The following is a 15572-nucleotide window of genomic DNA, read 5'->3' on the forward strand; positions in this document are numbered from 1 at the left end:
CCTCTTTATTCCCAAGCTTATGAGCGAGACGTTCGCCCTCGATATTCAACCCACCACGGCTTCGCGCCTGGCCGAGCTCGACCCTAACAACATGGTATTCGGGCAGCTTTTTGCCGACCACATGTTCGTGGCCGAGTACGCCGACGGCACCTGGCAGGCGGCGCGCATCGTGCCCTACGGGCCGCTGCAAATCAGCCCGGCTACGTCGGCGCTGCACTACGGGCAGGCCATTTTCGAGGGCGGCAAAGCCTACCGCCAGGCCGATGGCGGCGTGGCGCTGTTTCGCCCCGATGCCAACTGGCAGCGTCTCAACGCCTCGGCCGCCCGCATGGCCATGCCCGAAATCCCGGAAGAGCTGTACATGCAGGGCCTGCAGGAACTGCTGAAGCTGGATGCCGCCTGGGTGCCTGGCGTGCCCGGCAGCTCGCTCTATTTGCGGCCGTTTATGTTCGCTACCGATGGCTTTTTGGGCGTGCGGCCTTCGGCCGGCTACCACTTCGGCATCATTACGTGCCCGGTGGCCGCGTTCTTCAACCAGCCGCTACGGGTGCGCTTCGAGCAGCACTACGTGCGGGCGGCCCCCGGCGGGGCCGGCTACGCCAAAAACGCCGGCAACTACGGCGCGGCCATGCTGCCCACCAAGCTGGCCCAGCAAGATGGCTACCACCAGCTGCTGTGGACCGATGCCTCGGAGCACCAGTACATCGAGGAGTCGGGCGCAATGAACGTGATGTTCGTTATCGACGGGGTGCTGACCACGCCGGCGCTGTCCACGTCCATCCTCGACGGCATCACGCGCCGCTCGGTGCTACAGCTGGCCCGCGACTGGGGCGTGCCCGTGGAGGAGCGCCGCGTGTCGAGCCGCGAGATAATGGCTGCCCTGGAAGCCGGCACGCTCGCCGAAGCCTTTGGCGTGGGCACGGCGGCTACCGTGGCACCCATCGCTACCATCGGCTACGAGGGCCACGACTACGCGCTGCCCGCCGTGGCCGAGGATGCTTTCTCGCGCCGGGTAGGGGCGGCGCTCGACGCCATCCGCACCGGCCAGGCCCCCGACCCCCACGGCTGGATGGTGGCGGTGAAGTAGGGAGCTGCGAGATAGGAAGTAGGGGAGAGCTTGAGCGCCTTGCGCTACCCGCCCGCCACAACCTAATCAGCAAAAAGGCTGGCCGGAAGACCCGGCCAGCCTTTTTTGTTCGACCTTTGCCGGGTGAACAAGCTTATTCACCCGTTCACTACTCACTATTTTATCACATGACCCAAGACCAGATAAAGGACTTGAGGGGCCGCGCCGAGGCCCTGAGGAGGTATCTTTGACTACGATGCCCGCAAAGAGCAAGTAACTATTGCGGAGGCTATAACCCTGGCCCCCGACTTCTGGGACGACTCGAAGGTGGCGGAGGCCAAGCTCAAGGAGCTCAACAGCATCAGGACCTGGACCGACGACTACGAAGCCGTGCAGCGCGCCATAGCGGACACGGAGGTGCTGTTCGACTTTTACCGCGAGGGCGAAGCCAGCGAAGACGAAATTCAGGCTGAGTACGAGGCTACCCAGCAGAAGGTAGAAGCGCTGGAATTCAAGCGGATGCTTTCCGATGAGGAAGACCAGCTACCCGCCATCCTCGACATCAACCCCGGCGCCGGGGGCACCGAAAGCCAGGATTGGGCCGAGATGCTGATGCGCATGTACATCATGTGGGGCGAAAGCAAGGGCTTCACGGTGCGGCAGGTGAGCTACCAGCCCGGCGAGGGCGCGGGCATCAAGTCGGCCTCGCTAGAGATAGACGGGCCGTTTGCCTACGGCTACCTCAAAAGCGAAATCGGCGTGCATCGGCTGGTGCGTATTTCGCCCTTCGACAGCAGCGGGCGGCGGCACACGTCGTTTGCCTCGGTGTTTGCCTACCCGGTGGTGGATGATACGATTAACATCGAAATCAACCCCGCCGACATCAGCTGGGACACCTTCCGGGCCGGGGGCGCGGGCGGCCAGAACGTGAACAAGGTCGAAACCGCCGTGCGCCTCACGCACGCGCCCAGCGGCATCGTCATCGCGGTGCAGATAGAGCGCTCGCAGCTCATGAACAAAGAGCACGCGCTGCGGATGCTCAAGTCGCGCCTCTACCAGCAGGAGCTCGACAAGCGCAACGCCGAGCGCGATAAGGTAGAAGCTGGCAAAAAACGCATCGACTTCGGCTCGCAGATTCGCAACTACGTGCTGCATCCCTACAAGCTCATCAAAGACCTGCGCACCGGCATCGAGCGCACCGATGTGCAAAACGTGCTGGATGGCGACCTGGACGAGTACATCAAGGGGTATTTGATGCAGAGTTAAGCAGTGCCGAGCAATAAAAAAGGCTGCCTAATTAGGCAGCCTTTTTTATTGCTCGTTCTTGAATTACGGATTTACGGATTAGTGCTATCGACTACATCCCAGAAGATTTTAGACGTATTTGTTACAGCTGGGATATTAGCAGCGTTCGTTGATACCTCACTTTGCGGGTAGAGCAGGCGAGTTGGAAGTTTATCAGGGCGGCTAGTGAGAGAGGTTTCGGTCGATACGCGGAACTTGGGTAGCCCAGTGCGACGATAATCATCCCAAGCCTCAATACTACCTACCGTATTCATGGCCAGATATTTCTGATACATGATGACCGCTTGCTTGCCCAGCGTACCGTTGGAAGTAGCCAAGTCATAGTTTACTAGCGGGTTGGTCGAGTTGTTGGAAATATAGGTGTTATATTCCGTTACGCCAGATGTTACCGAAGTGGCTGCTGCGGTAGCCGGACGGTAGAAATACGTGAATGAAGCTTGAATACCGCTCAAGAAGTCAGTTTTTGCAGCAGCATCGCCACCCGTGAGCAACCCACGAGTTTCGGCTTCAGCCCGCAAAAAGTAATACTCCGACATCAGCATTAGTGGCGTAGGCATATTGAATCCTTTCAATAGGCCACCTCCATTTCGGAAGCGTGAGGCACGGTTACCTGCCCACGGGTTTGAGTATCCAAGGTCTGCCCCGATATAAGGACGCAGGTTACCAGTGATAGTAGTGCCAAAGTAGTTATAGCTATAATCCCAGTCAGAAGCAGGGCGAGGTGTTACCCCGTCAGACTGCAAAGTGGGGGCATTCGCATATAGCTGAGCTACGCGAGGGTCGCGGTTGTTTACATACTGTTCCAGGATGAAGCTGGTGGGCAGTTGGTAGCTATACTCGGCTGTGAATGAGTTGCCAGCCGGTACTACGCCATAGCGGTCGAAGAAGGGGTTTTGCTTGCCAGAGGTCTGCAGGTAGCCCGGTTGGGCTACTACATCGGCCGTGATAAAGCCATCAGGAGTAGTGGTAGCGCTACCCAGCTTTGCCAACTCCGATTGTACAAGAGACAAAGGTAGTTCCGTGGGGTTGTTCGATTGCGAAGCCCGCATCAGAATGCGAAGTTTCAAGGTGTTAGCGAACCGCTTCCAGTTCGTCATGTTGCCTTGAAAAACGATATCTTCCGAGCTAACCGCAATCTGCGCCGGGTCAGCTACTGCTTTATTAATGTCAGCAATAGCGCCATCGAGTTGAGTAAGAAAATCACGGTAGATAGCCGGAGCCGAATCGTATTTAGGCGTAAGGCTAGCGTCCAGTCCTTTCAGGGCGTTGAAGTACGGAATATCACCATATTCATCAACCAGCAGTAGAAAGTTATATACTTTCATTATGCGAGCGATTGCAGCGTGGCGGCCATAGCCAGCAGCCCCGTTCTGAATAATTTGATAGTCCTCTAGGTTGTTGTAGGTATTGCCCCACAAGCCTTGGTAAAAGTTACTCGTGTAGGTGTACGTGCGCTCAGTGCCGTACCCATTAACGGTACCCGACTTTGCCCAATACCCTGCAGTCCAGCTGCCGTAGCTGTTATAATTGGTACCACCACCAGTATAGTTGGAGGCCGTAACCGAAAGCGCCTGTGCTAAAATAGTATTAGGCGTAGCGCTAAGAGGGCTATTCGGGTTGTTATTAACGTCTAGAAAAGACGAGCAACTGCTGACGGAGGCCAATAATACCCCCGAGGCAATCAATTTGGCAAATTGCTTCATATAAGATGATAGGTTAGAAAGTGGCCGAAAGGGTAGCGCCATAGAACTTGGTCGGCGGCGTCTGGAAGTTGTTATTTATACCGATGGCGTTGCTGCTGCTGAGCGTAGAGAAGTTGAATTCGGGGTCGGTGTAAATGTTTTCTTTGGGTACCCACGTAAACACGTTACGACCAAAAACGTTCACCGACAGACCTTTTACTAGGCCCAGCTTGGATACCAACGCAGCTGGTAGGGTGTAGCTCAGCGAAAGCTCACGAATCTTGAAGAAATCACCTTTGGTGATATAGTTCTCAGCTACCGTGCGGTTGTATGCGTCGTTAGCCCAGAATTCCGAGCCGCCGGCCGTCAACTGCTGCGAAGTAGTGGGCGTGTAAGTTACGTTACCGCTAGCATCGGTGCTAGCAACTACCGAGTTGGGGAATACAAAGTCTTGGCGGTCGTAGGTTACGCTGCGTGCGCCCGAACCCGTGAAGTCGAGGTCGCTACCAATACCGTGGTAAATTACGTAACCCGTACGGTATTCGCCTTGGGCCGATAGCACTAAGCCTTTATAAGTAACATTGGCATTGAAGCCATAGCGGTATTTAGGAACCGTGTTGCCAAAGATTTTTTGGTCAGCCGCTTTGCCCGGGAAATAATAGATACCGTGACCAGTGTCAGTGCGATTCAGGATGACGCGGCCTTGGGGGTCGCGGGCGTAGTAAGAGCCGCGCAATACTGGCAGCGATTGGCCTTCAATGGCCACGATTACAGGGTCGCCAGAACTTAGAGCTAGTTCGCGGGTATCGGGCAGGATTTGGTCAACGATGCTATTGTTATAGTTGAAGTTACCACCGACCGTTACGCTGAAGCCATTGTCCAGACGAATCGGCGTGAGGTTCAAGTCTACTTCAACCCCCGTATTGCGGGTTTGGCCAGCGTTCAGGAGATAGCTGGAGAAGCCGGTGGAAGGTGCAACGGCAGCGGAGAGGGTGAGGCCAGTGCTCTTCTGGTTGTAATAGGTGAAGGCAGTGCTGATGCGGCGCTTGGCAAAGCTCAATTCGATACCAGCTTCAATCGAGCGAGTGTTTTCCGGCGTCAGATTGGGCGAAACAAGTTGGTCGCCGAAGGTGAACGAAGTCAGTGAGCCAAAGGGGAAACCAGCACCTAGTGAGAAAGGGGTAGCAAGGCGGTAAGCCTGCAGACCACGGTACACGTTGAAAGCGCTATTGGGGCCAGTGCCATCACCGAGGTTAGGCTGGCTTACTTTGGTGATACCACCGCGCAGTTTAGCATAATCCAGCCACGATACATCTTTCAAGGCCGGGATGGCATTGCTCACGATAAGCGATGCATCTACCCCAGGATAGAAATAGCTCCGGTTGTTGGCAGCAAGAATAGAGATGTTGTCGTTACGACCCGAACCATGCACAAAGAAAAAGTCTTTGTATCCTAAGGTCAGGTCGGCGTAGAATGAGTACTGGCGTGCTTCCGAGCGCGCGTTGCTACCCACAAGCTCGCCGCTGCGGTTTTGCAGGTTGTACAGACCGGGCGTCGAGAGGCTGGTCGAAGCTACATAGTTATAACGGCTGTCGGCCACCTGTACGTTGTTGCCCAGTACGGCTTTAACGTTGATGTCACCGAACGTTTTGTCCATGCTGATAAACGCATCCGAGTTAATACGGCGCAGGTTGCTAGCCACATCTTGCACATAGCCAGGGATTGAGGTGCCGGGCTTATTGGTATTAGCAATGGTGTAAGCTGAATAATCGAAGCGGTTTTGCGTCGAGATAGCGGCCTCATCGATGGCTGTTAGACCAATGCGGTATTGCACACGCAGCCAATCGTAGATACGATATGACAGGTCGATATTGCCGAGCAAGGTATTGCGACGGTCTTTGGTGCGGTTGTTATCAATAACCCAGTAGGGGTTATTATAGAAGGCGTTGTAATAGCCGTTGGGAGTGGCAAACTCATTATTTTGCCAGTCTTTATACGACGTCAACGGAGCCATCACCGTCGTATTGAGCACGTTCCAATATACCGATTGATTGGCGTCGTTATTGGTAGTAGCATCAGTTTGAGCCAAGGAGTATGATAAGTTAAAGCCAGTCGTTAAACGGCCAAACTCTTGCGAGGCATTGAAGCGGAAAGTATTCCGGTTGTACTGGTCTTTGGGGACGATACCATTGTTATGCACGTTCTGGTATGAAGCAAAGAACTTGCTGCGCTCGTTGCCACCTGCGAAGGTTACCCCATTCTGTACCTGATAGCCATTATTAAAGAATTTGCGACGTTCGCCGGGCCGAGCTTCGTAGGTAAGGTATTGGGTGTTGCCATTGATAGTAGTTTCGCCGAAAGGGCGAACAGAGCCATCAAAGCGTGGGCCGTATTGCTGATTTTCAAAACCTTGATACTGGGTATCGTAATTTGAGTCTGGAGAGTTATCCGCCGTGAATACCGGGAAATCTTTGGTATAGGTCTGAGCGCCCGGGCCAAAGTCGCTTTGGAATTTTGGCAGGAAGGCGATTGACTCAAACTGCGAGGTGTGCGAGAAGGTAACTTGTGGAGTGCTATTACCCTTTTTAGTCGTTACAATGAACGCACCGTTTGCAGCCTGCGAGCCGTAGAGTGCGGCGGCATTTGCACCCTTCAGGATAGAGATGGAGGCTATATCATCGGGGTTAAGAGCTGCCAAAGCCTCATTTGGCGAAATGATGCCATCAATAACGATTAGGGCTTCGTTATTACCCGTGATAGAACGGGTACCACGTAGTGTGATGCGCACTTGCGGGTTGATACCAGCGCTGATAGTCTGAACTTGCAAACCCGACACTTTGCCTGCCAAGCCGTTTACTACGTTGGTAGGGCGGGCTTGCGTTAGTTCTTTGGTATCAAGCGTAGCAGTAGCGTAGCCCACTTCCCGTTCTTGGCGCTGAATGCCGAGAGCACCGGTTACGACTACTTCGCCAATCTGCTGAATGTCACTCTCAAGCGCTACGTTCACCGGGCCGTTGCCAATAGGCTGCTCACTGGGTTTGAAGCCAATAAAGCTGAACACAAGCGTATTAGCCGTAGACGGTACGCTAAGCGTAAACGTACCATCGTTGCTGGTGGCTGTGCCGAGCGTGGTGCCTTTAACCAGTACAGTTACGCCAGGTAGGCCCTGGCCATTAGCACGGTCCGTAACCCGGCCGGATATACTCCGGGTCTGGGCCATAGCCACTTGGGAGAGGCCTGCCGTGAGTAAAATAGCTAAAGGGGTAAATTGTCTCATGTGGAGGGGAAAAAGTGATAATAGTAGAAATACACCCTTCAATCGACCAGATTGAGCGAGCAAGTTATTCACAAAAAATTAAACTGCTAGCAGTGTAGTTTAGTAAAAAGGCTGCAAAAACTGAATGTAATATAATGACTACCTGAACGCTAATGCACTTTGAGAAGAGAGGCGCTTATCGGCGGCTCACCTACCTGCTTAGTATGTAAGTGCTACTCAGTAAGTCAGCACTCCTTCGGAGTGTTGCTACCGGCCCCTAAGCGCTGTTGGAGGTAGCAGTTGGCTGCGACCGTCGGGCAATCCAAAAACTACAAGTACTGATTAGTTAATACTGGCTGGCGGCTAAGAAGCGGCCGGCGATTGGTGCGAGTCCCTGGCATCGTATACAGCTGCCTTTGGCTGATGGCTTGGCGGAGTCGTGAGCAAGTAGGTGCCAAGCTAGCCATCCTCTGATTGCAGATGCTGAGACCAAGCTTCGCCAGAGCTTTAGTAAGCTGGTCGAATAGCCGGGCCGCGCTCGGCTTTCATTAACGATTCGCCTCCAGTTTAAGAGGGTTTTTATGTGCCGAGCCGAATGTCCATTGCGTGAAAAAACCGGGGGGTAACTTACGATATGGTGTTAATTACATGTTATCTGTGCGTTGGATGATAAAGTTGTGTAGCCTATATTGCTCATCTTTTTTACAGAAATGCCCGGTGCTGTCAGCATTCTGTCGCTACACTTACCCAATCCTTCTTACCTACACTTACTCTTTTTTTAAATGAGAAAAACCTTACTGATGAGCATCTTGCTCATTACCACTTTGTGCCAGATGGCATGGGCGCAGTCGCGCTCGATAACAGGGCGCGTAACAGACCAGAAAACCAGCGAAGGCCTACCGGGCGTAACAGTACTATTAAAAGGTACTTCCGTTGGTACATCTACTAGCAATGAAGGTAACTATACATTAACTGTTCCACAAGCAGGCGGAACATTAGTATTTAGCTCGATTGGGATGGTTGCGCAGGAAAAAAGCATTGGAAGTCTGTCGACTATCAATGTGGCGCTGACTCAAAATACTGTTCAAACGGGTGAAGTAATTGTTACCGCCTTAGGTATTGAGCGTGACCGCAAGTCGCTGGGCTATGCAGTCCAAACATTAGAGAACAAAGAGATAACTCGCGCAAGCGAGCCCAATCTTATTCGCTCGCTACAAGGACGAGTAGCTGGCGTGCAGATAACCAGTGCCTCCGGGTCTGCTGGCGGTGCCACACGGGTTCAAATTCGGGGCCCGCAGTCTTTCACGGGTAACAACCAGCCAATCTATGTAGTCGATGGCAACGTAATCAGCAATACGGCGCTGACTACAGCATCTGGCACGGGCGGTGACCTGAACAATGGAGTGGACCTGCCCAACCGGGCCGCTGATATCGACCCCAACAACATAGCATCTATCACTGTGCTGAAAGGGCCGGCTGCTGCCGCACTTTACGGTGCGCAGGCAGCTTCGGGGGCTATTATCATCACTACTAAAAAAGGTGGTGGGCTCAATGGACGTTCACAAATTAACGTTATCAGCTCGACTACCTTAGACCGAGTAAATCGGTTGCCCAATTTTCAGAATACCTACGGCTCGGGTAACAATGGTGTATATAGCCCCGAGAACAATCAAAGTTGGGGACCAAAAATGCTCGGTCAGAACGTGGCAGACTGGCGCACTTATACAATAGCGCCTTCCGGCGCTGCCTCGGTAGATTCAGTTGCCTTAGTGCCTCATCCTGATAACGTGCGGAATTTTTTCCAAACCGGGGTGACGTATAATAACGCGGTTAATTTCTCGGCGTCTAATGCGACCTCTAACTTCTACGCCTCGGTAGCCGATGTGCGCATCAAGTCATTTATTCCCAATACCGATTACCAGCGTACTACGGTTGCTGTGAATGCTTCAACCCGGCTATTTAATAAACTGACGGTTGGTGGGAACATGAACTACATCAACTCGGGTGGTAATCTGGGTACGCAAGGGCAGTCGCGCGGTAATATCATCCAAACGATTGTAAACACGCCCCGCGACATTGAAATCACGGACCAGAAGGATTACAACGACCCCCGTTATAACCTGACGGGCTACTACCTGGCGGGCTTTCGCAACAATCCGTATTTCTTGCTAGATAACAACTTGTTGACCAACACAGTCGACCGTTTTCTTGGCAATGCTAACCTGAGCTACGACCCCACCGACTGGTTAAATATCACGTTTCGCCAAAGCGTTGATACTTACTCGGACCTACGCCAGCAAAAAATTGCCACCGGAACGATTGCTAACCTAACCGGCCGCTACACGGAGGATAACATCAATGGTCGTAACCTCACTACTGACTTCCTGGTAAACGTTACTAAGAAGCTTAATGACAATCTGGTTCTGAAAGGTATACTTGGGTCTAACTATCAGGAGCAAAAAATAAGCCGTCTGACAGTTGATGGTCCTGGAGGGTTGGTTATTCCCAACTTCTTCGATGTAAGCAACTTTTCTGGTAATCCTAGCACTGTGAAAAACGACTCTAAAGTGCGCTTGCTAGGAATATTTGCAGATATACAGTTAACCTATCGTGATTATCTCTCCTTGGACGTAACCGGCCGGAATGATATAGCCTCGACGCTACCTTATAAAAATCGTTCCTTCTTCTACCCAAGCGCCAACGCGAGCTTCGTTTTCACGAATGCTTTCAAGATTCAGAATAGCATCCTGAGCTTTGGTAAAGTTCGCGCTAACATTGCTTCGGTAGGTAAGCAAGCTCCTTTTGGTATCCTCAACCCCATTTTCGCACGTTCTGGAGTAGATGATGGCTTTAATGGCCAGTATGCACCTCCCTTTCAGAATGGCGTTGCTGGCTTCCGGGTAGGCAACTTCTTGTCAAATCCCGACCTGAAGTCGGAGCTTACTACTTCTTATGAAGTAGGTACTGAACTGCGTTTCTTCAAAGACCGCCTGAACATCGACGCAACTTTCTACGATTCGCGTAGCAAGAACATCATTGTGGCCGTACCAGTAGCCAGCACATCAGGCTTTACTTCGGTTTACACCAATGCTGGTACCATGCGCAACCGTGGTATCGAACTCCTGGTAGGTGGCACCCCGATAAGCACGGCTAGTGGCTTTACCTGGGGCGTAAACATTACGTACACCCGCAACCGCAACGAAGTACTCGAAGTAACCAATATCGTTCCCAACGTCAGTATTGGTGGCCTGAGCAACCCGGTACTTGAGGCCCGCCTAGGGCAGCCCTACGGCAGCTTCTTTGGCACCGCTATGCAACGTGACCCCAGTGGAAACATTGTAGTAAGCGCTACTACCGGCCTGCCGCTGGCCGCCGGCGCCACTACTACTCTTGGCAACATTCAGCCAAACTATCTGGCTGGCCTGAGCAATACGTTTACTTACAAAGGATTGTCGCTCAATGTGCTGTTTGATGCTAAGCAAGGAGGTAAGTTCTGGTCGAATACTATTAATACGGGCCTCTTCACGGGCAATCTGCAAGAAACGACTGCCAATGACCGTCAGCCTTTCCTCGTGCCCGGCTCAGTGGTTCGGAATAGTGACGGAACCTTTTCGCCCAATACGAAGCTTGCTGACCCATACGCTTACTGGACAACCATCAACAACATTGGGGAGAATGCGCTCTACGATGCTTCTTACGTGAAGCTGCGTGAAGCCAGCCTGTCGTACTCACTACCTTCTACTTTGGTTAGCAAACTTAAACTGACGGGCATTCAGGTTTCGCTCACCGGCCGTAACCTTTTCTTGTGGACGCCGGCTTCGCAGCCGCACCTCGACCCAGAGGTTAGTGCATTCGGCAGTGGTAACACGCAAGGATACGAGTTCTACTCCTACCCCTCTACCCGCTCAATGGGGGCTAGCATTCGCCTCACGCTGTAACCTAAGTTCATAAGTCATTTCTAGAGCTATTATGAAATCTACTCGTATTGCTTCTTTGGCACTGCTCGGCTTGCTTTTTAGCACCGGCGCTTGCAAAAAGGAATTTTCTGACATCAACGTTGACCCCAACAACCCGCTTACTGCTGACATTAACCAGGTTCTGCCTTCAGGGCAGGCTTTTGTGAGCTTTATAGTGGGTGGCCAATACAATGTGATAGGTGAAATCTTATCGCAGCAAATGGGTATCCCTTCGGGCGGAAACCAGTACCGTACCTGGGACCAGTACAATATTCCAAGCAGTACCTTCGACGGGCGGCAGTTTCAAGGGTTGTATGCTGGTTCTCAGCAAGACTTTCAGTACGTTATTAACCAAGGCACCGCGCTACAAGAGTGGCGCATGGTGGGTATTGCGAAGATTCTGAAAGCACACTCTTTTCAAGTGCTTACCGACTTGTACGGGGATATTCCGTTTTCAGAAGCATTGCAAGGACCAGCTATTCTGACGCCGAAATACGATAAGCAGCAGGATGTGTACGCTGGTATTCAGGCACTACTGGATGATGGTATCAAGGATATCAGAAAGCAGTCGGGACGCTTCCCGGGCGCTGCTGACCTCAACTACGGTGCAACTGATGAAGCGGGTATGAGCAAATGGGTTCGCTTAGCCAATACACTGAAGCTCCGCTCTTATATCCACATCAGTACGAAAGACCCAACTACAGCTGCTGCTGGTATACGAGCCCTATATGCAGCTACTAGCAGCACCGACCGTTTCATGCAGGCTGGGGAGAGCTATCAGTATGCAAACTTCGCTGCCACAAACAACGATAATCCTTTCTACCAGACCAATTTCCGGTTGCAAAACAACCTGGCGGTGAGTTCAACTCTCGGTAATCTGATGACTACCTTGAACGACCCGCGCCGCCCGGTCTTCTTTCTGGATGCCGACTTGCGCGTGCCGGCTGGCCAAACGACCAGCCCCATCGATTACTTATTCGTAGAGCCTGGCCAAACTACCCCTTACCCCAACAACTATACTTTTCCAGGTACTACCAATGCCGTCAATCGGTTATCTTACCCTGGTACTTGGTTCATTGGGTCTGCTTTCAGCAACGCAGGAGCATTGGGTTCTACCTATGCAGGTATTTCAGCTACTGATGCAGCTGCTAGAGCGCGGCCAACCCTGCTGCTGACATATGAGGAAAGCCTCTTTCTGCGGTCTGAAGCAGCTGTGCAGGGTTGGGCAACCGGCGAAAATGCACAAACCCTTTATGAGTCGGGCATTACGGCCTCACTTACCCGCTACGGAGTAGCCACTAATGCTACCACTTACATAGGGAGCACGGGCGTGAATTTCGCGGCCGCTACTACTAATGCTGATAAGTTGAAGCTCATCTCAACTCAAAAGTATATTTCTTTCTTCGCAACCAACGGCGCAGAAGCGTGGACCGAAAACCGACGCACGGCAAATCCGACGCTGAAATCGCCACTCACCAATGTATTGGGTGCTAATGTATTCGTTAGACGCCTGCCATACGTTGATTCAGAGTTGTTGCGTAATCCTAATGTGGCCGCTACGGGCATTGCTCCTGGCAACCTCACCACATCCGTATGGTGGGACATTCATTAATAATTGGGTAATGCATAAAAAAGGAGTTTCGGCTTGTCAGCCGAAACTCCTTTTTTATGTCCTGTCTAGAAAAAAAGCGCTACCTCGTATTAGTGCTAGCGTGTATGTCATTGATATGAATTAGTGGTATATACTTATCAGTATTGCCACATAGCCACTGCCAAATCTTCTGAGCAACTTGAGCAGGCGCTTGCAACTCACCATCTTGCTGATATTCCACAAACTTCTCCGCCTCGCTGAACTGCGAAACTTCCGCCGTGCGGATGTGCGCCTGCATCGCTGTGTCGACTATGCCCGGCGCCAGCGCCCACACCCGCACCCCGGTGCCGCGTAGCTCCTGCTCTTTCTGCGCCGTTTCCGACAGCGCGTTCAGTGCCGCCTTCGAGGCGCAGTAGGCGGCCCAGCCATCGACCGGGCGCTGGGCCGCGCCGCTGCTGATGTTGAGCACCGTGCGCGAAATCTCCTTTTGCCCACCGTAGGTGCTCAAAAATGTGTTCATGAGCATAGCCGGGGCCACTACGTTCAGGTCAAAGACGAACTGAAAATGCTCGTTAGGCAGTTCGCCCACGTAGCCGATTTCGCCCAGCGTGCCCGCGTTGTTGATGAGCGTGAGGCTTTGCGCGTCGGGACGGGGTAGGAAGATTTTGCCCAGGTTATGCCCGACGGCCTCAATATCGGATAAGTCGAGCGGCTGGTGCTGGTAGCGCGGATGTGTGATGGTAGCGTGCCGCGAGATGCCCAGCACCTGCGTGTCGGGGCGCTCCAAGATGGCTTCGGCCAACGCCCGGCCCAGGCCCTGGCTGGCCCCGGTGATGAGGTAGTAATGCACAGCGTTGAGTTTTGAGTGAGGAGTTTTGAGTTCTGAGTTAAGACTTACGCGCATTCGGGCGCTTGGGCTGCAACTCAGAACTCTTAACTCAAAACTCTTAACTCACAAAATATACTGGCTCAGGTCGCGGTTTTTCACCATGTCGCGCAGGCGCTCTTCCACCAGCTGCGGCGTCACGGTGAGGTGCGTGCCGGCCGGTAGCTGGTCGGGCACGTCGAAAAGCAGGTCGTTCAGCAGCCGGCTCATTACGGTGTGCAGGCGGCGCGCGCCGATGTTCTCTACCTCCGAGTTCACCTCAAACGCGATTTCGGCCAGGCGCAGCAGCGCCGCGTCGTCGAAGTCGAGCTGCACCTCCTCGGCCGCTAGTAGCGCCTGGTACTGCTTGGTGAGGGCGTTTTTGGGGTCTTTCAGAATGCGGTAGAAGTCGTCCTTACCCAGGCTTTGTAGCTCGACCCGGATGGGGAAGCGGCCTTGCAGCTCGGGAATGAGGTCGCTGGGCTTGCTGACGTGGAACGCCCCGGCGGCGATAAACAGGATGTGGTCGGTGTTCACCACGCCGTACTTGGTGTTCACGGCCGAGCCTTCCACGATGGGTAGCAGGTCGCGCTGCACGCCCTGGCGACTCACGTCAGGGCCGCCGCTTTTGCCGCTGCCGCTGGTGGCTACCTTGTCGATTTCGTCGATGAAGATGATGCCCGCATTTTCGGCCTGCCGGATAGCTTCCTCCTTCACCTCGTCCATGTCCACGAGCTTGGCCGCTTCTTCTTCGAGCAGCAGCTTGCGGGCCTCGGCTACCGATACCTTGCGCTTGCGCGATTTCTTGGGCAGCATGTTGCCCAGCATGTCTTGCAGGCCCGACATGGTAGCCTCGTCCATCATACCCGGCGCGCCCATGATGCCCACGCTCGGCGCGCCCTGCGCCACGTTTATCTCGATGCGGCGGTCTTCGAGCTCGCCGTTGCGGATTTTCTGGCGGAAGCGCTCGCGGGTGCGCTCGTTCAGCTCCTGGTCGGAGGTAGGCGCGGCATCGGCGGTGCCGGCGTCGCTGCCATTGCCGAAGCCCAGGCTGCTGCCGCTGCTGCCCGCGGGCGCTTTCATGGGCGGAATGAGCGCGTCCAGAATGATGTCTTCCACGGCCTGCGCGGCCTGGGCTTTCACTTCTTCCTGGCGGCGCTGGCGCAGGCGGCTCACCGACTGCTCGGCCAGGTCGCGCACCATGCTCTCCACGTCGCGGCCCACGTAGCCGACTTCCGTGAATTTGCTGGCTTCTACTTTCACGAAGGGCGCGTCGGCCAGGTGGGCCAGGCGGCGGGCTATTTCGGTTTTGCCCACGCCGGTGGCGCCTATCATCAGGATGTTGTTGGGCACTATCTCCTGCTGCATGTCGAGGGGCGCGTGCAGCCGCCGCCAGCGGTTGCGCAGCGCAATGGCCACGTGGCGCTTGGCCTCGTGCTGGCCGATGATGTATTTATCAAGCTCGGCCACGATTTGGGCCGGGGTAAGGAAATCTTTCATGGTATCGGGTTTCGCGCAGTGTTACGGGGTGTTAAAACGCAGTGTTCCGCAGTGTTTTGCTGAATGACACTGCGGAACACTGCGCTTTGACACTGCGAAACACTGCGCGAACTACTATGGTTTGGCCGCGCCGAAGCGCCGGCTGAGGGTAAAATAATTGCTCGACCCTGCCGCCTGCAAGGTAGCGTGGGTGTAATCAAGCTGAAACTGGCTGATTTTAAGCATCGCTCCGAAGCTAAAGCCCGCCGACCCGCTCGTATTATCCAGGCGCAGCTCGCGGGCCTGCAAGTGGTTGTAGCCTGCCCGCAGCCGGAAGCCCGCCCCCAGCAGCAGCTCGGCCCCCACCGTGAA

The 15572-nt window shown here is 53.8% G+C and carries 8 protein-coding genes and 1 pseudogene; 4 read left to right on the forward strand and 5 right to left on the reverse strand.

What is annotated here, in order from left to right:
• The first annotated feature begins 19 nt into the window (after positions 1–19).
• Together VFO93_RS02180 and prfB are read left to right on the forward strand one after the other, a co-directional pair.
• Entirely contained in the window at positions 20–1087 is a 1068-nt protein-coding gene (locus VFO93_RS02180) for a branched-chain amino acid aminotransferase (RefSeq protein WP_325132669.1), read from the forward strand.
• A gap of 167 nt (positions 1088–1254) precedes the next feature.
• Positions 1255–2332 (forward strand): peptide chain release factor 2 gene (gene prfB / locus VFO93_RS02185; RefSeq protein WP_325132670.1). Its coding sequence is split into 2 segments (ribosomal slippage): positions 1255–1314 and positions 1316–2332, totalling 1077 coding nucleotides; the frame shifts between segments, so codons are not numbered across the junction.
• Positions 2333–2403: 71 nt separating this feature from the next.
• Here the strand turns inward: prfB and VFO93_RS02190 are convergent.
• Together VFO93_RS02190 and VFO93_RS02195 are read right to left on the reverse strand one after the other, a co-directional pair.
• Positions 2404–4074: a SusD/RagB family nutrient-binding outer membrane lipoprotein gene (locus VFO93_RS02190; protein ID WP_325132671.1), complete on the reverse strand. Its 1671-nt coding sequence runs from the start codon at positions 4072–4074 to the stop codon at positions 2404–2406.
• Between the two features lie 13 nt (positions 4075–4087).
• Complete coding sequence (locus VFO93_RS02195) at positions 4088–7330, reverse strand: SusC/RagA family TonB-linked outer membrane protein (protein WP_325132672.1); 3243 nt, start codon at positions 7328–7330, stop codon at positions 4088–4090.
• Positions 7331–8091: 761 nt separating this feature from the next.
• On the opposite strand from VFO93_RS02195, the gene VFO93_RS02200 reads away from it, so the two are divergent.
• Entirely contained in the window at positions 8092–11247 is a 3156-nt protein-coding gene (locus VFO93_RS02200; protein ID WP_325132673.1) for a SusC/RagA family TonB-linked outer membrane protein, read from the forward strand.
• Between the two features lie 31 nt (positions 11248–11278).
• Positions 11279–12877, forward strand: coding sequence for a SusD/RagB family nutrient-binding outer membrane lipoprotein (locus VFO93_RS02205; protein ID WP_325132674.1), 1599 nt, complete (start codon positions 11279–11281; stop codon positions 12875–12877).
• A gap of 79 nt (positions 12878–12956) precedes the next feature.
• Here the strand turns inward: VFO93_RS02205 and VFO93_RS02210 are convergent, their stop codons facing one another.
• The 3 genes and pseudogenes from VFO93_RS02210 to VFO93_RS02220 all read right to left on the reverse strand — a co-directional run.
• Positions 12957–13706 (reverse strand): SDR family NAD(P)-dependent oxidoreductase, encoded by a 750-nt coding sequence (locus VFO93_RS02210; protein ID WP_325132675.1) that lies wholly within the window; start codon positions 13704–13706, stop codon positions 12957–12959.
• A 102-nt stretch (positions 13707–13808) separates the two neighbouring features.
• The gene (hslU, locus tag VFO93_RS02215) at positions 13809–15221 is read right to left on the reverse strand and encodes an ATP-dependent protease ATPase subunit HslU (RefSeq protein WP_325132676.1); all 1413 of its coding nucleotides are present in this window, start codon (positions 15219–15221) and stop codon (positions 13809–13811) included.
• A gap of 114 nt (positions 15222–15335) precedes the next feature.
• Positions 15336–15572, reverse strand: a pseudogene (locus VFO93_RS02220) (hypothetical protein); the annotation flags it as partial.

Source organism: Hymenobacter sp. (assembly GCF_035709525.1).
Classification (GTDB): Bacteria; Bacteroidota; Bacteroidia; order Cytophagales; family Hymenobacteraceae; genus Hymenobacter.